Source organism: Acinetobacter legionensis (assembly GCF_048551735.1).
Taxonomy (GTDB): Bacteria; Pseudomonadota; Gammaproteobacteria; order Pseudomonadales; family Moraxellaceae; genus Acinetobacter.
Genome location: NZ_JBIMBV010000006.1, coordinates 44,398 through 63,771 on the forward strand (window position 1 = coordinate 44,398; position 19,374 = coordinate 63,771).

The following is a 19,374-nucleotide window of genomic DNA, read 5'->3' on the forward strand; positions in this document are numbered from 1 at the left end:
GTGCATGGGCATCAGTCTATGAAAAGACGTCTGAACATGCAACTTGATTTGGTTCGTATTATTAAAAATTATACATTACAGTCTATTGACACTTCATTTTGTAAAGTAGTTGGGTCTGTTGACATTTCATAAATGGCTTGCGTTGTAGGTTAAAATTGAGCAGGCAGGGGATGAAACAAAGAGAATAGCGAGACTGTTTTCGAGTTTCATAACGAAGGCTGAGATAATTTTAGCCACTACCCTGAGCAAGAACAAAGTACTGCTTTGTTTGCAGCGCAAGGCACAGCGGGGGACTAGCGTGTTTTTTGCCGCTACTTCGTTAGTTTGCGAAACAATGTTTCTCATCATTTAGAATGACTAAATTTCATATTTCGCGCCTAGTATCGCCTAAAAAACACACGTAGTCGCAAACGTAGACGAATTGTCAACAGACCCCAAGCAGCCTTATGCTTTCGATGAATGGTTTTGCGCCTCACATTCACGTCTAACTTCTTCAATGATTTTGATTTCATCTTCACTCAAAGGCTGCTCAATATTGTGTTGTAAATTGAACGTTGGGTCTAAAATTGATAAACGCTGGCACAAAATATTGAGGCGCTTTTCATTTTGTTCTAAGCGATCTAATAGAACACGCATACCATCAAGCATAGGATCGGATTGTTCTGGTACAGCTGCATAGGCTTGAAATTCTGTATTTTCAATAACACTGCTCATTTCTTCTGGACAACTTGGTTCAGGTGTTGAGATGATTTCTTTATCTTTGCTAATAAAGCGAGCAGGATTACCTACAGCCGTGACGCCATCCGGTACAGCTTTTGTCACCACAGCATTTGAACCTACTTTAGCATTTTTACCCACCACAAAAGGGCCTAGGATTTTTGCACCTGCGCCCACCACAACACCGTCAGCTAAAGTAGGATGACGTTTACCTTTATTCCATGTTGTGCCACCTAAAGTCACTCCATGATACAGGGTGACATCATCACCAATTTCTGCTGTCTCACCAATTACCACACCCATGCCATGATCGATAAAAAAGCGTTTACCTATTTTAGCGCCAGGATGAATCTCAATACCTGTTGCAAAACGACTAAAAGAAGACAAAATACGCGCTGAAGTTTTACAATCTTTTTCCCATAATTCATGGGCAACACGATGCATGATTAATGCATGTATCCCAGGATATGTGGTTAAAACTTCAAATGTATTACGCGCAGCAGGATCTCGCGCAAATACAGCTTGGATATCTTCTTTAAGCTGTTTTAGCATTAGTTTTGATCCTCATCTTTTGACTTTTTCCATGTACCATTATTTAAGGCTTGAACTCGACTAAAAATGCCTCTTAATAAATGATATTCCATCTTATCTAATTGTATACGCCCAAATAATCGACGCAAGCGTAAAGGCAGTAAACGTGGGTTTTTAGGGTCTAAAAACTCGATTTCAGCCAACATTTTTTCAATATGCGGATAAAACTGTTCCATTTGTTCGTGTGTGACCAAAGGTTCATCCCAGTGCATATCTTCTGAATCTGTTACACGCATCATCGCTTCAGTATCCAGTTTCTTATCAGCCAGTTCTAACGTTGCCATACGCATTTCATAGCACAGCACTTGAATTGCTTGAGCGACATTTAACACGCCATAATCACTATTTACTGGGACTGTAACGTGAAAGTTTGCCAGTGCAAGCTCTTCATTGGTTAAACCACGATCTTCACGACCGAAGACAATAGCGATTTCTTGCTGGTGTTGAATAACCGCTTGCATTGATTTTTGAGCCGCAGGGCGTGCATCAAGCAAAGGCCACGGAATGGTGCGACTACGCGCACTGGTTCCAAATACAATATGGCAATCTTTAATGGCATTTTCTAAGCTGTCGACAATTTCTATTTGCTCGATCAGATCTGCTGCACCAGCTGCCAACGCATCTATATCTGGGTGAGGGTAGGTTTTAGGCGCAACAAGCACAAGTTTAGTTAAGCCCATTGTTTTCATCGCACGTAAAGCACTTCCAATATTGGCAGGAAGTGTGGTATTGACCATGACAATACGTACATGACTTAAATGCTGTGAAATCACAGCATTGTCGAAAATATCCATGAATATTCCAAAATATTAAGCTTTAAATTCAAATAGGGAGGTTAAGAGAATTGGCCTGCATCTGCCATATAGTCATCCATTGCATCATCCATACTCATATTTTCTGGTGGCGGTGCAACTTGAGTCGGTTGGGCAAGTCCACGATGATCAACGGCTTTTGCCGCTTTAGATTTGACTTGGTATTCAATATGAATAGATTCTTTACCGAAGTAATCACGTAATTTCGAAAGTAACTCATCCAATGGGGCAACTTTCCATTGTTGACCTAAATGTAACTCAGCTGTGGCATAGTCGTAATCTAACTGGATCTGCATTGGGATATGTTGGCACATATCGACATTACAGAAGGGCAGTAAGATCTTTTGAATATCCGAGGCTAAAGTTTTAGTCATCACTTCAGTATTCAGTGTTATGGCAATGCTATTGGCACGCTTTTGTCGAATTTCATTGAGAGTGAATGCTTTGGTCAAACGTCCCATAGGACGGTCAAAACCTTCACGTTCATAAATTTCACCTTCAATCACAACCACTTTTTCATTTTGAATAATGTCTTTAAAGCGTTGGAAGCGTTCATGATTTGCAGAGACTTCGATACGTGCTGTGCCGTCATCAAGGGTAATCATCATCCGATTTGGGAAATTGGCAATATCGACCACTAAACCTGCGAAAACAGTAGTTACACCACGGCGAGTTGGGGTTAATTCATTAATTTTATTTGGAATAAAGGATTTTAATTCTGCACGATAGACATCAATTGGATGACCTGTCAGATATAAACCTAGTGTATCTTTTTCGCCTTTTAGACGCACTTCATCTGACCAAGGCTTTACAGGTTTAGCAGGCTTACGTTGAACCTCTTCAACTTCACCAAATAAGTCCATGATACCCGTTTCACGATTTGAACGTGCTTGTTCAGCTGCTTGGACAGCTTCAGGAAGTTGAGCCATTAAACTTGAGCGTTCAATTCCCAAACAGTCCAGTGCACCAGCGCGAATCAATGCTTCCAATGTTCTTTTATTGATTTTTTTCAAATCTACACGGTGGCAGAAATCAAATAAATCTTTAAAAGGACCATCTTGCTCACGTGAATCAATCACGGATTGCATGGCCTGTTCGCCGACACCTTTAATTGCACCTAAACCATAAATAATGGTGTTTACATCACTGGCATAGAATTGGTAGAACGACATATTTACCGATGGCGGTAATACCACTAAATTGTTGATTCGACAGTCATCAATTAAAAACACAATGTTATCAGTGTTTTGCATTTCCGAAGACATGACCGCAGCCATAAATTCAGAAGGGTAATGTGCTTTTAACCAAGCCGTTTGATAGGCAACTAAAGCATACGCAGCGGCATGTGATTTGTTAAAACCATAGCCTGCGAATTTTTCCATATAGTCAAAGATATGGTTGGCTGTACCTTCATCAATATCTTTTTTCGCAGCACCTTCAATAAAGGTGGCACGTTGCTTGACCATTTCCTCGACTTTCTTTTTACCCATCGCACGACGAAGTAAATCTGCACCGCCCAGTGTATAGCCAGCACAGAACTGTGCGGCTTGCATCACCTGTTCCTGATATACCATGATCCCATAAGTGGGTTCGAGTACACTTTCTAACAGCGGATGTAAGTATTCAAATTCCCCACCATGCATACGATGGATAAAGTCAGGAATAAGGTCCATTGGACCCGGTCGATATAAGGATACGAAGGCAATAATTTCTTCAAATTTACTTGGGCGTGCTTCTTTAAGCATTTTTTTCATGCCCACGGATTCAAACTGGAATACCGCGGTGGTATTTGCATCAGCAAATACTGCATAGGATTTAGGATCGTCTAAGGGAATGTTTGAAATATTTAACGGCTTATCAGATTGAATACGCTTATTGATATTTTGAATCGCATCTTCAATTACAGTAAGGTTACGTAAACCCAAGAAGTCGAATTTTACTAAACCTGCAGCTTCTACATCATCTTTATCGAATTGGGCAACCCGCCCCGTACCATCAGCTTCACACAAAATTGCCGAATAATCGGTGATTTTGGTTGGTGCGATGACCACACCACCAGCGTGTTTACCAGTATTACGGGTAATGCCTTCAAGCTTGAGCGCCATTTCCCAGATTTCAGCAGCATCGTCATAATCTGGGTTGGATGGATTGGTAACGATATCTTTAAGTTGTGGTTCAGCCTCAATAGATTCTTCTAAGGTGAGACCTAAAGGTTTAGTCGGAATCATTTTAGAAATACGATCTGCCAAACCGTAAGATTTACCTAAAACCCTTGCTACATCTCGAATCGCACCTTTAGCAGCCATGGTACCGAAGGTTGCAATCTGAGAAACCGCATCACGACCATAATGGCGTGCCACATAATCGATGACCTTATCACGCCCAGCGATACAGAAATCGATATCAAAGTCGGGCATGGATACACGTTCTGGGTTTAAGAAACGCTCGAAGAGTAGGTCATAACGCAGCGGGTCTAAGTCGGTAATTTTTAAACTATAAGCGACCAGTGAGCCTGCACCTGAACCACGACCAGGGCCTACAGGAACACCATTATTTTTAGACCATTGAATGAAGTCCATAACGATGAGGAAGTAACCGGGGAAATCCATTTTATTGATAATGCCAAGCTCATAGGCCAGACGTTCATCATAAGGCTTACGAATTTCAGCCCAATCTTCATCACGTGTTTCAACAGGATAAAGGAAGTCTAAGCGTTCTTCTAAACCAATTTCAGAAAGATGCTCAAAGTAAGAATGGATGGTATGCCCTTCCGGAATCGGATAGTCTGGTAGATCATGGAATCCTAAACGGAGTGAAACTGTACAACGCTTTGCAATTTGTAAGGTGTTTTCTATCGCACTTGGAATATCTGCGAATAACTTAATCATTTCAGCAGAGGTTTTAAAATATTGCTCAGGGCTGTAGTGCTTAGGGCGTTTATTATCACCTAGAACATATCCATCTGCGATACAAACGCGTGCTTCATGTGCTTCATAATCTTCTGGTCTAACAAAATGCACATCATTATGTGCTACAACACCAATATTGTATTTTGCAGCAAGTTTAACTGCTTCTTCATTGAAGCTTTCTTCTAATGGGCGACCTGTTCGCGTCAATGCTAAATAAACACGATTGCCAAATTTTTCGATCCATTGTTCTAACAGCGGTTCGGCTTTTTCAGGATAAGCTGCACAAAGCATTTCTCCGACATCACTATGTAGACCCAAAAGTACAATGATGTCTTGAGACTGTTCAAGCACCCACTCTTTTTGTACACATGGAATCGACAGTTGTTGTCCTTCAATAAAGCCACGAGAGACAATTTCAGTCAGCCCACGCCATCCCTTATTGGTCATCGCCAGTAAAGTTGCTTTATGGTTGGCATCGTTTAATCGAATTACACTGCCGAAAATAGGTTTAATCCCTTTCCCCAGCGATTTGTTGTAAAACTTAACTGCTGCATGCAGATTGGATAGGTCTGTAATGGCTAAAGCAGGCATTTCATCAGATGCGGCAGCTTTAATCAGATCAGGTATACGTACGATCGATTCTGTAATAGAGAATTCGGTATGAATACCAAGATGAACAAACTGCATAGACCTATCCTATATGAAACTGCCGGCTATTTTATCACGCTTAAACTGTGATGTGCTGAAATAAAATGTTCTGGATGAATTATTGATTTGCATTTAAGTTGTTGAAATATATCTAAATATACTGAATTTTTTAATTTTGGCTTTTAGTTGCATGATTAACCAGCAGTCAGTTTGAGTTATATGTTGGCAGGCGGTTTTGCATGGGAATAAAGAAATTAAGCTTTATTTGAATCATATGGATTAAATAAAGTAGCAGTGTTCGTCCGTGCGATTGTGTTCAGATGAGACCAACACGCAGGGACACTTTAATGTGCGATAAATAAGTTTAGGATGACTAAGCCAATAAAAATATGATCTTTTATTGGAGAGTCTGCTATTCGCTTAGCTTGGTCATGTATATTGAACCGATTTATTTGATGAATAATTTAAAGCCCTGACTATTATTCAGTTAGAGCTTTGTATATCTAAAAAAGTTGGGCTTATAATGCCTTTAAACGTTCTGAACCAATCCAATGTTTAGAGAATTGATATGCTGCACGACCTGAACGTTGACCACGTGCCTGACACCATCTTAAAGCCTCCGCACGAACATCCTCAGTAAAGGGCATTGCTGCTTTTGCCAAATAATGTTCCACAATTTCTAAATAAAGATTTTGATCCATTGGATAAAAAGACAACCACATACCGAAACGATCTGATAATGAAATCTTTTCTTCGATGGCTTCTTGCGGATGCAACTCTTTATATTGCGGCACATCGACTTTGGTTACAGGCGTGTTTTCATGCATAAATTCGGGCAATAAATGACGACGGTTACTGGTTGCGTAAATCACAAAATTACTTGAACCAGATTGTAGCGAGCCATCTAAAACGCTTTTTAAACTACGGTAATTTTCATCTTCAGCATTAAATGCCAAGTCATCACAATAAACGATGAACTTTTCTGGTCGATCTTTAATAATTTTTTGAATTTCAGGCAAGTCAGACAAATCATCTCGTTCAATTTCAATTAAACGTAAGCCTTGTTCTGCATACTGAGTAAGTAAAGAGCGAACTATGGATGATTTTCCTGTGCCGCGTGAGCCAGTCAGTAAAATGTCGTTGGCAGGTAAGCCGTGTAGAAATTGTTCAGTATTTTGTAAAATTTTAGCTTTCTGCCGTTCAATCCCTTTAAGATCATCCAAATGCATTGCTTTCGGGTTATAAATCGCTTTGAGTTGTTTATCGTGCCACCTAAAAGCCACTGCTTCAAAGTCAGTATCTTGTTTCTTTTCAGGAAGGACTTGATGTAACTGATCCAGAACAGTGGATAATTTTTGGATGATATTGTCAGGTAAGTCGAAAGTTGCCATATCCGTTCGCTATTTTCAGAAATTACATTGTGTGGTTGATATTAGCACAGTAATTTTATTGAGCTAATCTCAATAGGCGATAATTGGAATCTAAAGCAAGAATTAAATGACTTATGGTAATTGATTATCTGGTTATTTTTCAGCATAGTTTATCGACAGGTATTTAAAAGTGTCGGATTAAAAATCAAAGGAATATTAGAAATGTTATTAGAACTTACTCAAGATTTAAATCCGCATCAGGCTTATCGTATTAAAAAACTAAAAAGAAAACTGAAACATGCAGAAAACTATGAAGAGTGGAAATCTATAGCGTTAAAACTGGATGAAGAAACGGGGGCACAGGAGTGGAAGCTAGATAATACCTCACCATATTTTGATGCTGAAATTATTTCCCATCGATTAAATTTATTACGCCGTTACCGAATGCAAAATCGAACCCAAGACTTGATGTATATCCTTAGAGAGGGATTTAGTCATGATGTTGCCAATATTGGGCACCCGATGTTATTTGCGCATACCTATGTTGGGACAAAAAAAATAATTGAAGATTATATTGAGGAAGTGAGTAATAGTTTGGCATTCATCGCTTCAGATGGTTGCCAAACTTTATGTCATGAAAGTAAAAGGAAGTTTTTTGAAAACTGTGAAAAGGCCTATGGTCAACCTGCATTGATGTTTTCAGGTGGGGCTACATTGGGTTTATTTCATAGTGGCGTTTGTAAAGCATTGATGGAACAAGACTTGATGCCCAAAGTACTTTCAGGTTCGAGTGCTGGCGCAATTATGACTGCGATGTTGGGGGTAAATGAACCAGGTGAAATTCCAAACTTACTCAGTGGTGACCAATTTTATAGCGAAGCTTTTCACTTTCGTAGTGTAAAAGAATTAATCAAAGGCAATGGTGGTTTTGCAGATGTCCGATATCTTAAAAAATTCTTGGTTGAAAATTTAGGCGATGTGACTTTTCATGAGGCTTTTGAAAAATCAGGATTAGATATTAATGTCACCGTTGCACCTTATGATGTTTCTCAAGAAGATGTACGCATCATGAATAAATATACTTCACCAGATTTGTTGGTCTGGAGTGCAGTATTGGCATCCTGTGCTGTACCTGTTTTATTTCCACCTGTGCGTTTAATTAGTAAACGTTACGATGGTGTACATACTCCTTATTTGGCCAATACCCGTTGGGTGGATGGCAGCGTACGAAATGATTTCCCTCAAGAGCGCATGTCACGTCTTTATAATTTGAATTACACCATTGCCAGTCAGGTTAATCCACATATTGTACCGTTTATGCAAAATGATGAAGAACGTTACCGTAGAGATTTACTGAGTTGGCCTGAACGTATCGTACGTAGTCAAGGACGCATGGCTGCAATGGGGATCATGGATTTTGCTCGAGGTCGTATGGGAAGAGTGCCATCTATGCGTCGTTTACTCGATCACGGTTACGGTATTATTGACCAGCGCTACTATGGTGATGTCAATATTATTGGGGAGTATAGTCTACGCCATTATAGCTATATGTTACAGAACCCACGCCCATATCTATTTAAGCTGTTGCAACGAGAAGGTGAGCGTGCAACTTGGCCAAAAATTTCAAGTATAGAAACACATGCACGTATTGGTAAAACAATCCAACATTGTCTAGAAGTTTTGAATCATCCTATGACGAAAGATATACCAGCAGAACAATTGATCGAAGTATGAGCCAAAGCAGAATTCTTCCAGTTGCATATAATTCAATCCAAAGTCAAAAATTTGGTCGCCGTGTTTATCAAATTCAACAGGGACAGCAATGGTTTTGGTTGAAATTGCAGCTCAAAAATTCGAATCGCTGTTATCAACAGCACTTTTTCAATGAGCTAAACTGCTATAGCAAATTGAATGCATTGGAGACAGAATCTCAGCCTGTAATATTAAACTTTTCAATATTTGATCCATTTCAGCAATTTAAAATTGAAGAAGAGGTCATTGATCAAGCTTTATGGGTGGAAGATGTCCCAAAGCTTTTTCAGGATGCACCTGATTTACTTAGCTTGGCTGAAATTGGTATACGATTGATACTCAGCTTAGATGTGCTTGAACATCTGCATGACTATGGTTATCTGCATGGCGATATCAAAGTTGAGCACTTTCGGGTTAAGGGTGGAAAAAGTTATTTGATTGACTTTGAACAGGCTGTAAAAATAGCTCAAGACGCAAATCTAACAAGTATTGAGACACATACAGCAACACCAAGGTATATGGCACCAGAATTGTTTCATGCGCAAGCAAAATCATTTCAATCCGATATTTATGCGTTGGGAATCGTTTGGTTGGAGTGGTTGACACAACAGCGGCTATCTGCAAAAAGCTATCAAGATTGGGCATTTTTGCATTGTCAGGAGTTAAATGTGGTGTTACCAGAGCGATTTAAAATTTTTGAAATGGTATTAACAGCAATGTTAATGAAAAAAACAGGGCAACGTTGTTCAAATATTTATCAAATAAAACAAGTATTAAGCCAAATTGTTTAAACAAAAAGCAGTATTTGCAACATTTGTTTTTTATTTAAACAAACGAGTGTCTTTTTCGAAAAAAGGGCTTGTCATAATAAAACGATCTCTATAATATACACAGCCATTGGGGACGTGGCGAAATTGGTAGACGCACTGGATTTAGGTTCCAGCGCCGCAAGGTGTGAGAGTTCGAGTCTCTCCGTCCCCACCAAGCAATTCATTTTGCGGTACTGAAGCAAAATGAAGTGTTATAGAGGATTGGTGTAATGGTAGCATGACGGTCTCCAAAACCGTTCGTCAAGGTTCGAGTCCTTGATCCTCTGCCAAGTTATTTAAAAAGACTAAAACGTTAGTTTTTATTCGGGGACGTGGCGAAATTGGTAGACGCACTGGATTTAGGTTCCAGCGCCGCAAGGTGTGAGAGTTCGAGTCTCTCCGTCCCCACCAAATTTAAAAAAGCATGATGAAAATCATGCTTTTTTTATGCCTAAATTTTTATTCTGATGATGCTGTATCTTATCTTAGTCATAGGTTTGGGAATTTAATTTTATCCAGATCAAAAAAAGACCTAAACGAAATCGTTTAGGTCTTTTTAAAGAGAAACTTCATTTACACACTTACTAAGCCTTTAAGTGATCCTCAAACTCTTCACCGAGCTGTATCGCTAAGTTATTACCTGATAAATCACAAGTGACTAAACCATATTCTTTTTTAAAGCTGAAAGTAAATCCTTTTCCATCAGCTAAATTTTTTACTGAATAGCCTAATTTTTCTAACCAAATACGAAAAGCGATTAAATTCTTTGCCTTTACAACCTTTTTCACAGAAGATCTCCTTAATTCCTGCCTATAAATTTAATAGGGGTGATCATTAAATTTTTAAAGGGGAAACTTGATGAAAGTTATTTTTTATATCAATATTTGAGCAATTTGAGAAATGAGGCTTTTGTATCATTGCGTATTTTTTTGCTATAAATATGAATAAAATGTGAATTTATTATAAAATAGTTAAATAAAACAAATTGTTAAAATAGTGTGGAAATTGTCCTTGTAATATTTTGATGCAAAGATATCTATTTTTAAAAGCAGAAATTTTCTCATTTTTAGTTTGAATAAATGTAAGTAAATTTAACAGAAGAATAGATTATTGCAGTCGAACAGGATGATGTTGTTGTAAAAAATCTAAAATATCACTAAATAATTCAGCCTGATCTTTGCCTAAGGTCATGAGGTGTCCTGTCTTGGGATAGCTTTTAATCTGTTTTTCTGTGGAATTGACATGATTATAAATAATTTGTGCACTGGATTGATAATGTACATCATCTAATTCACCATACAATAAAAAAATAGGCGCGCGAATTAAAGAAACATTGCTTATAGTTACAGCAATAAACTGATGCAATTGGTGTAGTTGTATTGTTGCTTTATTTTCTAAGCTTTTTATGTCTAGTTCTAAATCGCTATTCTGAAATTGATGAAGATATTCTGCATAGTGTTTTAATCGCTTAAAGAGATCATTTACATTTCGATCCTGTGTTGCAGACATGCTAATACAAGCATCAATCGGAAAGTACTCAGTGAGTTTTAATGATAAAATTGCGCCTAAAGATACCCCAATGATAGCAATATGCTTATAACCCTGATTTTCTAAGAATTGATAAGCATTATGTGTATCTCGCCACCAATCCTCTGTAGTGTAAGTGAGAAACTCATCAATCGTTAAACCATGTCCAGCGTAGCTAGGTGCATAGCAAGTGTAGCCATTTTGATGCAGAAATTTTGCCAAGGCCCTCATATCTTGAACGGTACTGGTATATGCATGTAATATCAGTACCGCCCGCTGAGAGGCTTTTAAAAACAGAGGCTTAGGTTGGCGCAGTTTTAACATTGTGAGGACAATAATCGTGATTGCTTAAAAATTATCTTTCAATGCGCGAATACGCGCAAATTCTTCAGCACTTTCGACACGTAAAAAAGGATTGGTTTCAAGCTCAAGTTCAATGGTACTGGGCAATGTGATTTGCCCATGTTCACGAAGCAGTTGGATCTCTTCGGCACGTTGTTGTATTGCTCGGTTCTCTGGTTCGATATGCAAAGCAAATTGTGCATTAGAAAGGGTATATTCATGTGTACAGTAAACTTTGGTTCTTGGTGGTAAAGCGGCGAGTCGATTGAGAGAGTGATAAAATTGTTCAGCAGTTCCTTCAAACATACGTCCACAACCCATAGCAAAAAGGGTATCACCACAGAAAACACTGTCTAATTCATCAATAAAATAAACGACATGTCCTAGGGTATGACCTGGTACTGCGATAATGTCGATGTTTAATCCATGAAATTCAAATTGATCATCGTGTTGTAGTGGGTAGGTAATAAAAGGAATGTGACTCAGTTCAGCGCGCGGCCCATAAACAGGAATATTATGGTCTGCGATCAATTCTGGAACACCACCAATATGGTCTTTATGCCAGTGTGTGAGCCAAATTTGTTTTAAATTCAGCTGATGTTCAAGGCAATAATTTTCAACGAGTGATGCTTCAGTGGGATCAATTGCAACGATATCATGGCTTTGACTTTCTTCGATCAGCCAAATATAGTTTTGTAATTGATTTTTTACATCTATGACGTGAATTTTAAATTGCATCGTTTAATTCCATGAATATGCTGACACAAATTTAATAGCAAAATCAGGCTATAGACAAGTTAGAAAGCTGATTACAGTCTTTTTTATGTGAAAACATATGTAATTCGATAGTGCGACATGTTATTTGCTTAAACAAACAAGTCATATGGTAGGTTATTCTTTTAGAGAATAGCATATAGATCAATATGCTATTCTCAATAAAACTTAACAGGCCATCCCTTGGTTGATTTCTAATTTGCTTAGTTTGCCATTTTTAAAATTAAAATTGACGTAGGCGATATAGCCCGCTTCAAACTCAGCAGGATTTTTTAAAAACTCTTTGGCTTCCGATGCCGTTAAAATTAAAACACTGGTGCCAGTTTTGGCGCTGTTTGGGAAGTCTTTTTTAAATTGATTGATGCTATATAGATTAGTGATGGGTTTATTGTTAATCAGGATTGTATCTGTGATTGCTGGTGCATTTGTCCAAGAAAGCCAAACTCGTCCTTTGGTTGTGCCAAGTTGTTGAAAATTATTTTTGGTTTTATAGAAGGAGTTAGACTTAATCTGTGGATTGTCTTCACTATAAATTTCAAACATCAGTTTTTTCCCTGATGCAGTAGAGCTTGAATATTCATAGTTCCCACTACATTCAGAAAATGCTTTTATAGTTTTTTGAGAGGTGTTTCCGAGCAATTTTTCAATTTGCGTTGCACTTAGCGCTTGATTGAGCTCTACACCATTGACTTTTACTGTGGTGGTGTAATCGTCTGAAGCTTGCGCAAAACTACAAATAGGTAGCATAAGGAGTAGTGAGGCGATTGTTTGAGTAAAATTATTCATTTCAAATATTTCTTAAGTTTTCTATAACTTAATCAGTTCTGAAGGATTGATCAAGAGCAGATGATCAAATGAGTAGAATTAAAAAGGATCTATAAATTTTATAAGTATTTATATCTGTAGCTAACTCAAGAAATAAAAAATACCCTCAACAAGGAGGGTATGATTTTAGAAGTAAGAAGAATTGAAAATGAGATGCAAAGATTATCGAAGCTTAGATAACCAATTTCCAAGACTCTGTACAATTTGTACAAGGATCAATAAGACAATCACAGTGAGATAAACCACACTTTGATCGAAACGTTGATAACCATAAGAAATTGCTAAATCACCAATACCACCAGCGCCTACAGCACCCGCCATCGCTGTTGCACCAATCAAGCTAATGGTTGCTGTGGTAAGGCTCAGGATGAGTGAGCTACGAGATTCAGGGATAATAAATTTAAAAATAATCTGCCAAGGCGATGCACCCATTGCTTGTGCAGACTCAATAATCCCTTCATTCACTTCAAGCAATGATGTTTCTACAAGACGACCAATATAAGGACCAACATAAATGGTCAACGGTACAATCGCTGCCCAAGTACCAATAGTTGTACCCACGATCGCTTTGGTGAGTGGGAAAACCGCAATCAACAGGATAATGAAGGGTAGGGAACGTAGCGCATTGACGATAGGATTTAAAATCTGATAAACAGCGCGATTGGGTAAAATGCCATTAGGGCGAGTAACCAGCAAGGTAATTGCTTGAACAAAGCCCCAAATGGTACCAAACAGCATTGCAAAAATGACCATTTGGATGGTTTCTTGCATCGCTGTAACAAACTGGTCAATGCTTAAAGAGCTTTTCCAAAATGGTGCTGTGAGCGTAGTGAGCCATTGTACAATGAGTTCTCTCATAGTCTAACTCCTGACTGTTCCACCTTGACCCCATTTTTTTCAAAGAAATTTATGGTTTGGCGAATGCTTTCGGTATCTCCCAAAAGTTGTATAAACATTTGACCGATCACTGAACCATTAATTTCAGTCATATTGGCAAATAAAATATTTAAGCTGACATCAAATTGCTTAATTGCTGCTTGTACCACAGTTTCTTGCGCTGAAGTACCCAAAAATTGCAGACTATAAATACTTTTATGATTTTGATTTTCGAGATTGTTTAAGATATTAACAGGGAGTTGTTGCTGTAAAACGGTTTGAATAAAGTTTTTAGTCGTGGGGTGTTGCGGTTGACTAAAAATTTCTAAGGTAGAACCTGTTTCAATCACTTTGCCTTGTTCCATGACGGCAACAAAATCACAAACAGATTCGATCACATCCATTTCATGCGTAACCATGACAATGGTAATCCCTTGCTCTTGATTAATCTTTTTAAGCAAAGCGAGAACAGATTTCGTGGTTTGTGGATCAAGTGCAGAGGTTGCTTCATCACAAAGTAAAATTTTGGGGTGGTTGGCCAAGGCGCGTGCGATACCGACACGTTGCTTTTGTCCTCCCGAGAGTTCGTCTGGAAAAGCATCTTTTTTATGCTTTAGATCAATGAACTCAAGTAACTCATTTAAACGTTTTTCACGTTGGTCTTTACTGACACCAAGCAATTTTAACGGCATTTCAATATTGTCAGCTACAGTTTTGGTTTGTAGCAAATTGAAATGCTGAAAAATCATGCCTATATTTGCACGTTCTTGACGTAATGCACGTGCATCAAGTGCCGTAAAGTCTTTTTGATTAATGATGACTTGTCCTTGGTTAGGACGCTCAAGCAAGTTAATCAAACGGATTAAGGTACTTTTACCTGCACCACTATAGCCGATAATGCCAAAAATACTGCCCGCTGGAATCTCAAGATTAATCTGATCCAGTGCACGTATGGTTTGACCTTTCAACTCATAGTGTTTTGAAATGTTTTTAAATTCAATCATATCGTCAAAAACTATAGCAAAAAGAAAAAACAGGCAAATTCACTTTGCCTGTTTTATGAGGGCCTATAGACCTTTCATAAAAGAATGGTCAATTGACCTGATCCATTATAAAACTATTTTGATTCTGTAAGATAGCTTACAGGTTTATTCACATCAACTTTAGTTCCACCGAAGTGTTCTTGAACATATTTACCTACAGCAGGAACATGATATAACTCACCCACTTTTTTCAAGAGGGCATCGTCTTTACGTGCATCTGCAACAGCAAGTACGTTGACATTCATTTTGGTTGTTTGGTCAACTGGCTCATAATAAACTGAATCTTTAAGCACGTTTAAACCACCTTCCATTGCTAAAGTATTGCCTAAAACAATTGCATCAACTTCATCTTTAGCACGTACCGCAGTCGCCATTTGAATTGGTTTGATGACAATTTTCTTTGCATTTTCAGTAATATCAGCAGGTGTACCTTTGACTAAATCAAAACCATCTTTTAATTTGATGAGACCAGCAGATTGTAAAAGTAACAATGCGCGCGATTCATTTGCGCCATCATTTGGAATAGCAATAGTTGCACCATTGGCAAATTCTTCAACTTTTTTAACTTTACTAGAATAAATACCCATTGGCTCTAAATATGTTGTAGAGATTGGTGCAATTTTTTCTTTGTTTGATTGATTGAAAGCAACAAGATATGCATAAGATTGGAATGCATTGATATCGACTTCTTTGTTTGCCACAGCTGTATTCATTGCAACATAGTCAGTGAAGTTTTTAACTTCTAATTTAATTCCAGCTTGTTTTGTTTCTGGTAATGTTGCGATATAGCGCCAAATATCTGCATCTGAACCTGTAGAAGCCATGGTAACGACTTGTTCTTTACCTGCATCTGCTTGGGCAGCATCATTTTTTGGAGCTTCTTGTTTTCCACAAGCAGAAAGAGTGAGCACAGACGCGCTAAGTAAAACGCCAAACAGCTTTTTCATGAATAAGTCCTAAGTAGCAAATGCAGTAGAATTTTGTCCTTTGCATTCTCGATCATTTAAATCGAATTTTTAACATTTTGAAAATAAATAATGCGGTGACGTACTTGTCTGATTGCGCTATCTATATTCTTTACATTTGAGGATTAGCAGCCTGTTTTAAAAGAATTTTAATTGTTTAAAACAAACTCTAAAGATTTGTTTATCATATCAATAAATGAAAATTATACATAGTGGCTGCGTGTTGACATTGGGTGGTGATGTCGTTGCATGAATATCAATGTTTTTATTAATTTAATAAAGAAAACAAATGCTTTTGTTGAATGCTAAACGATAAATGATTAAATTTTATACTTATTCATAATATATAAATTTTTTAGGATTTATTATCTTTTTTTTGAATAAGTAAAATAATCTTAGATCTGCATCTATAGCAGTGCTCTGATAAGCGTTATTTCAAATTGTTAGGCGAAATAGGGGGATTTTATTCAAACAGTTATTGACATTGACACTACTGTCATACTTTAGCATGAAGATCTTATGTACATCAAAGAGATCAATAAATGAAATTAATCATCTTTTTTTTAAGCAGTTTGTTATTTCTAAATGCTGCATATGCTCAAAATAATGTTTATATCATTCATGGCTATGGTGCAAAGGTGGATGATCATTGGTTTGATTATCTTGAGGAAAATTTACAAGATAAAAATACTAAAGTTGTAAAGATCGCATTGCCGAACTCTAACAATCCAAAGCTTTTACAGTGGAAGCAAACCTTAAAAAATAATATTGCTCAAATTGATCAACATACATTTTTTGTTGCGCATAGTTTGGGGTGTATTACGCTGCTTGATTTCCTGTCTGAATTGGATTTTCAACAGATAGGTGGTGTTGTCTGTGTATCGGGATTTTCGAATAAATTGGTAGTACTACCTCAACTAGATTCATATATCACTGAAACGAATAAGGATTTTTCTTTTAAAAATAAAATATTAAATCGAAAAATGTTTATATCGAGTAATGATCAATATGTTCCAACTGATTTAAGTATCTCGTTGGCAGAAAAACTGGAGTTTCCATATGAGATTATTCCCAATGCTGGACATTTTCTAGCCAGTGATGGGTATCGGGAATTTCCTCAATTATTAGATTGGCTTCAAATGGTCATTGGTGGTGTTGATGAGGTTGAGAGTTCTTACGATTCAAACTAAATTTTTACAACATCTTTATTATAAATTAAGTTGGATTAAGCTTTTCTATGAATAATCGTAAAGGCGACTGATACTTTACAATTACAAGCGTTTTTTTTCTGAACTCATACTGTTTAGTTGTTTTGAGATAGTGGAAAGAAGAATTGACTAAGAGGATTTTTGAATAAAAGGCAAAGTTGATTTATTGGTTGTGGTTGATTTAATTTATTGATTTTTCATTTTATTTATTGTTTTTATTAGATTTTTTGTAATAAAAACTATTCATTTTTTTAAATTGTTATGTTTAAATCGAACATTCTTTAATCAATAATAAATTAGAAAATAATAATGAAAGCATTAATTACAGTTGGTTGTAAGACTGATCATGGCGGAGTCATAATTTTAGGTGATGTTTCTTTCTTGTGGAAGGTAAAGCAGTGCATCTAGATGGTATGACACACTTTTGTCCAAAATGTAAAGTTCAATCTAAGGCTATTGCTTCTAATCAAGGTTTTGTGATTGTTAGTGGTAAGAGTGCTGTAGCTGATGGTGATAGTTCAACTTGCGGTTCAAAATATTTAAAAATTTCAGATCTTGCTGTTATGAGTAATGGGGCTAGTGTTGAAATGAGTAATGCAGTGACAGCACCTTTAATGAAAAATAATTTTATTGAATATCAGAAAAATACTTATGATGAACAGTTACAATTGCAAGATATAAATGGTGAGCCTTATGCCAATCTTGAATATTTAGTTACTTTTGATGATGGCTCAACTTGTAAAGGTGTTACTGATGATAAAGGTAATACAAAAAGGTTGAAAACAAATGGTGCTGTAAAAATTATTTCTGTTGATTTAATCGTCAATAGTAGTTGGACTGAATCTTGTTTTTGCGGGGAATAGAGTATGGATTTTAAAATTGTCCCTGATTTACATTTGCCCGAAGTTCCTGGATTTAAATTACCTAATATGCCTGAAATACCTTCAGGTAAGTCAGTAATTAGATTTATCACAGATAATCTTATAACAAATACAATTGCAGACTCTAAAATAATTATTAGAGAAGATAAGTCTAAAAATTATCGGTCTTTAACATCAGGTGAGATAGCAATATGTCAAAAGATCTTTCGTGACTCAATCAACTATAAAAATGTCAAAGTTATTAATAGTGCAATTTTACCCAAACAGGATGTTCCTGTTACACCATATGGAAGCCCTCATTACCCTGATAATTTAACGGGTTCGGATGTATACCAGTCTGATTTTTCTAATCCAAAGTTTAAAGGTAATACAAATGTTGGTAATGGCCGTGATTTAACAATAGTATCAAGAATGACGTTTATTCATTAAATGACACATGTGTGGCAATACCAAAAAGGGCTTAATCTGAGTAAAAGAGGTATCATTTTACAACCTTTAGATAGGCTGATTCCTGATAGTATTTATGATGCATATTCATATCAATTAAAATATGGCTCAAAATTTAATGATTTTAATTTTGAGCAACAAGCAACTATCGTTTCTGACTATTTTAGAATTCTATCAGGTTTTAATGAGGCTAATTTTAGTTCATATTGGAGAAAATATTCTAATCCATTTTGGAGGCAATATATTCAGGACTTAATGCTACCAATAATGAATAATCCTAAAGACTTTAAGCTCAAGGGGACTCTATTAGATAATCCAATGACTATAGCTTCTAATTTATATTTTATAGTGAGATAAAATGAAAAAAACAGCATTATTTTTATCTATTGTATTACTCTTGCTAAATGGTTATAAGAAAAAATATGAAGATAACTTTGAATATAAGATAGTGAACAAAAAAATATGTGCTGTAAAGAATAGAGTAGTGGAGAAAGCAAATCATATAAATTGGTTATTTCTGGAGGTTCGGAATTCTTTGGGTGATGTTGTGAGTGGAAATTTGCAGGTTGATAAAAACAATAAAGAGTACCTTTTTTGCTCAGATTTGAATGAATTTAAAAAAGAGGTTGGAGAAGGGTTTATACAGTCAGATATTTCAATTGAATTAGATAATACTTCATCTGTACAAGAATATAATTTCAGGAATTATTCTTGTATTTTTGCAGACTCAGTAAAATTAAACTTATCTCAACGTGATTCATCTAAAAGCTGTACCTGAAAAAACCTAATATGTATGTACGAAGATATGAGTTTTATAATCTTTATTTAAACGTAAATTTTTGATCTGTTTGTCGTTGGAGATTTACCAAATAAAAAAC

The 19,374-nt window shown here is 36.7% G+C and carries 17 protein-coding genes, 3 tRNA genes and 1 pseudogene; 10 read left to right on the forward strand and 11 right to left on the reverse strand.

The genetic code is table 11. The features are described 5' to 3' along the window. Positions 1 to 444 precede the first annotated feature (444 nt). The 4 genes from cysE to ACG9ZL_RS06905 all read right to left on the reverse strand — a co-directional run bounded on the left by cysE (position 445) and on the right by ACG9ZL_RS06905 (position 7,068). Complete coding sequence (gene cysE, locus ACG9ZL_RS06890) at positions 445 to 1,269, reverse strand: serine O-acetyltransferase (protein ID WP_336954431.1); 825 nt, start codon at positions 1,267 to 1,269, stop codon at positions 445 to 447. Then, positions 1,269 to 2,102 carry an RNA methyltransferase gene (locus ACG9ZL_RS06895; protein ID WP_336954433.1) on the reverse strand — a complete coding sequence of 278 codons (834 nt, stop codon included), beginning with the start codon at positions 2,100 to 2,102 and terminating at the stop codon, positions 1,269 to 1,271. Before ACG9ZL_RS06895 ends, cysE begins: the two co-directional genes overlap by 1 nt. A gap of 41 nt (positions 2,103 to 2,143) precedes the next feature. Continuing rightward, positions 2,144 to 5,716 carry a DNA polymerase III subunit alpha gene (gene dnaE, locus ACG9ZL_RS06900; RefSeq protein WP_419327750.1) on the reverse strand — a complete coding sequence of 1,191 codons (3,573 nt, stop codon included), beginning with the start codon at positions 5,714 to 5,716 and terminating at the stop codon, positions 2,144 to 2,146. Between the two features lie 479 nt (positions 5,717 to 6,195). Beyond that, a complete protein-coding gene (locus ACG9ZL_RS06905; protein ID WP_419327751.1) occupies positions 6,196 to 7,068 on the reverse strand; it encodes an ATP-binding protein in 873 nt (290 codons plus the stop codon). Positions 7,069 to 7,269: 201 nt separating this feature from the next. Between ACG9ZL_RS06905 and ACG9ZL_RS06910 the strand changes: the two genes are divergently transcribed. The 5 genes from ACG9ZL_RS06910 to ACG9ZL_RS06930 all read left to right on the forward strand — a co-directional run bounded on the left by ACG9ZL_RS06910 (position 7,270) and on the right by ACG9ZL_RS06930 (position 10,019). Then, positions 7,270 to 8,781, forward strand: coding sequence for a DUF3336 domain-containing protein (locus tag ACG9ZL_RS06910; protein WP_336954436.1), 1,512 nt, complete (start codon positions 7,270 to 7,272; stop codon positions 8,779 to 8,781). Further along, positions 8,778 to 9,590 (forward strand): protein kinase domain-containing protein, encoded by an 813-nt coding sequence (locus ACG9ZL_RS06915; RefSeq protein ID WP_336954437.1) that lies wholly within the window; start codon positions 8,778 to 8,780, stop codon positions 9,588 to 9,590. Before ACG9ZL_RS06910 ends, ACG9ZL_RS06915 begins: the two co-directional genes overlap by 4 nt. 108 nt (positions 9,591 to 9,698) lie before the next feature. Then, positions 9,699 to 9,783 (forward strand) — tRNA-Leu (locus ACG9ZL_RS06920). A 41-nt stretch (positions 9,784 to 9,824) separates the two neighbouring features. Continuing rightward, positions 9,825 to 9,898 (forward strand) — tRNA-Trp (locus tag ACG9ZL_RS06925). A gap of 36 nt (positions 9,899 to 9,934) precedes the next feature. Next, positions 9,935 to 10,019 (forward strand) — tRNA-Leu (locus ACG9ZL_RS06930). 173 nt (positions 10,020 to 10,192) lie between these two features. On the opposite strand, the gene ACG9ZL_RS06935 is transcribed toward ACG9ZL_RS06930, so the two are convergent. From ACG9ZL_RS06935 to ACG9ZL_RS06965, 7 genes are all read right to left on the reverse strand, one after another. Next, a complete protein-coding gene (locus tag ACG9ZL_RS06935; RefSeq protein ID WP_336954439.1) occupies positions 10,193 to 10,396 on the reverse strand; it encodes a hypothetical protein in 204 nt (67 codons plus the stop codon). A 319-nt stretch (positions 10,397 to 10,715) separates the two neighbouring features. Beyond that, positions 10,716 to 11,459 carry an alpha/beta hydrolase gene (locus ACG9ZL_RS06940; protein WP_419359533.1) on the reverse strand — a complete coding sequence of 248 codons (744 nt, stop codon included), beginning with the start codon at positions 11,457 to 11,459 and terminating at the stop codon, positions 10,716 to 10,718. 24 nt (positions 11,460 to 11,483) lie between these two features. Beyond that, a complete protein-coding gene (gloB, locus tag ACG9ZL_RS06945; RefSeq protein WP_336954441.1) occupies positions 11,484 to 12,215 on the reverse strand; it encodes a hydroxyacylglutathione hydrolase in 732 nt (243 codons plus the stop codon). 204 nt (positions 12,216 to 12,419) lie between these two features. Beyond that, positions 12,420 to 13,037, reverse strand: a complete 618-nt coding sequence (locus ACG9ZL_RS06950; protein ID WP_419359535.1) for a hypothetical protein — start codon at positions 13,035 to 13,037, stop codon at positions 12,420 to 12,422. Positions 13,038 to 13,238: 201 nt separating this feature from the next. Next, positions 13,239 to 13,934: a methionine ABC transporter permease gene (locus ACG9ZL_RS06955; RefSeq protein WP_004719300.1), complete on the reverse strand. Its 696-nt coding sequence runs from the start codon at positions 13,932 to 13,934 to the stop codon at positions 13,239 to 13,241. Then, a complete protein-coding gene (locus tag ACG9ZL_RS06960) occupies positions 13,931 to 14,956 on the reverse strand; it encodes a methionine ABC transporter ATP-binding protein (RefSeq protein WP_336954443.1) in 1,026 nt (341 codons plus the stop codon). The genes ACG9ZL_RS06955 and ACG9ZL_RS06960 overlap by 4 nt, the downstream gene beginning before the upstream one ends. 113 nt (positions 14,957 to 15,069) lie before the next feature. Continuing rightward, positions 15,070 to 15,942: a MetQ/NlpA family ABC transporter substrate-binding protein gene (locus tag ACG9ZL_RS06965; protein WP_056511959.1), complete on the reverse strand. Its 873-nt coding sequence runs from the start codon at positions 15,940 to 15,942 to the stop codon at positions 15,070 to 15,072. 560 nt (positions 15,943 to 16,502) lie between these two features. Between ACG9ZL_RS06965 and ACG9ZL_RS06970 the strand changes: the two genes are divergently transcribed. The 5 genes and pseudogenes from ACG9ZL_RS06970 (at position 16,503) to ACG9ZL_RS06990 (ending at position 19,274) form a co-directional block, all read left to right on the forward strand. Further along, a complete protein-coding gene (locus ACG9ZL_RS06970; RefSeq protein ID WP_419359537.1) occupies positions 16,503 to 17,150 on the forward strand; it encodes an RBBP9/YdeN family alpha/beta hydrolase in 648 nt (215 codons plus the stop codon). A gap of 327 nt (positions 17,151 to 17,477) precedes the next feature. Then, positions 17,478 to 18,031, forward strand: a pseudogene (locus tag ACG9ZL_RS06975) (PAAR domain-containing protein). Positions 18,032 to 18,034: 3 nt separating this feature from the next. After that, complete coding sequence (locus ACG9ZL_RS06980) at positions 18,035 to 18,478, forward strand: hypothetical protein (protein WP_419359539.1); 444 nt, start codon at positions 18,035 to 18,037, stop codon at positions 18,476 to 18,478. Between the two features lie 9 nt (positions 18,479 to 18,487). Continuing rightward, complete coding sequence (locus tag ACG9ZL_RS06985; protein WP_419359540.1) at positions 18,488 to 18,853, forward strand: hypothetical protein; 366 nt, start codon at positions 18,488 to 18,490, stop codon at positions 18,851 to 18,853. Position 18,854: 1 nt separating this feature from the next. Further along, complete coding sequence (locus tag ACG9ZL_RS06990; RefSeq protein ID WP_419359542.1) at positions 18,855 to 19,274, forward strand: hypothetical protein; 420 nt, start codon at positions 18,855 to 18,857, stop codon at positions 19,272 to 19,274. Positions 19,275 to 19,374 lie beyond the last annotated feature (100 nt).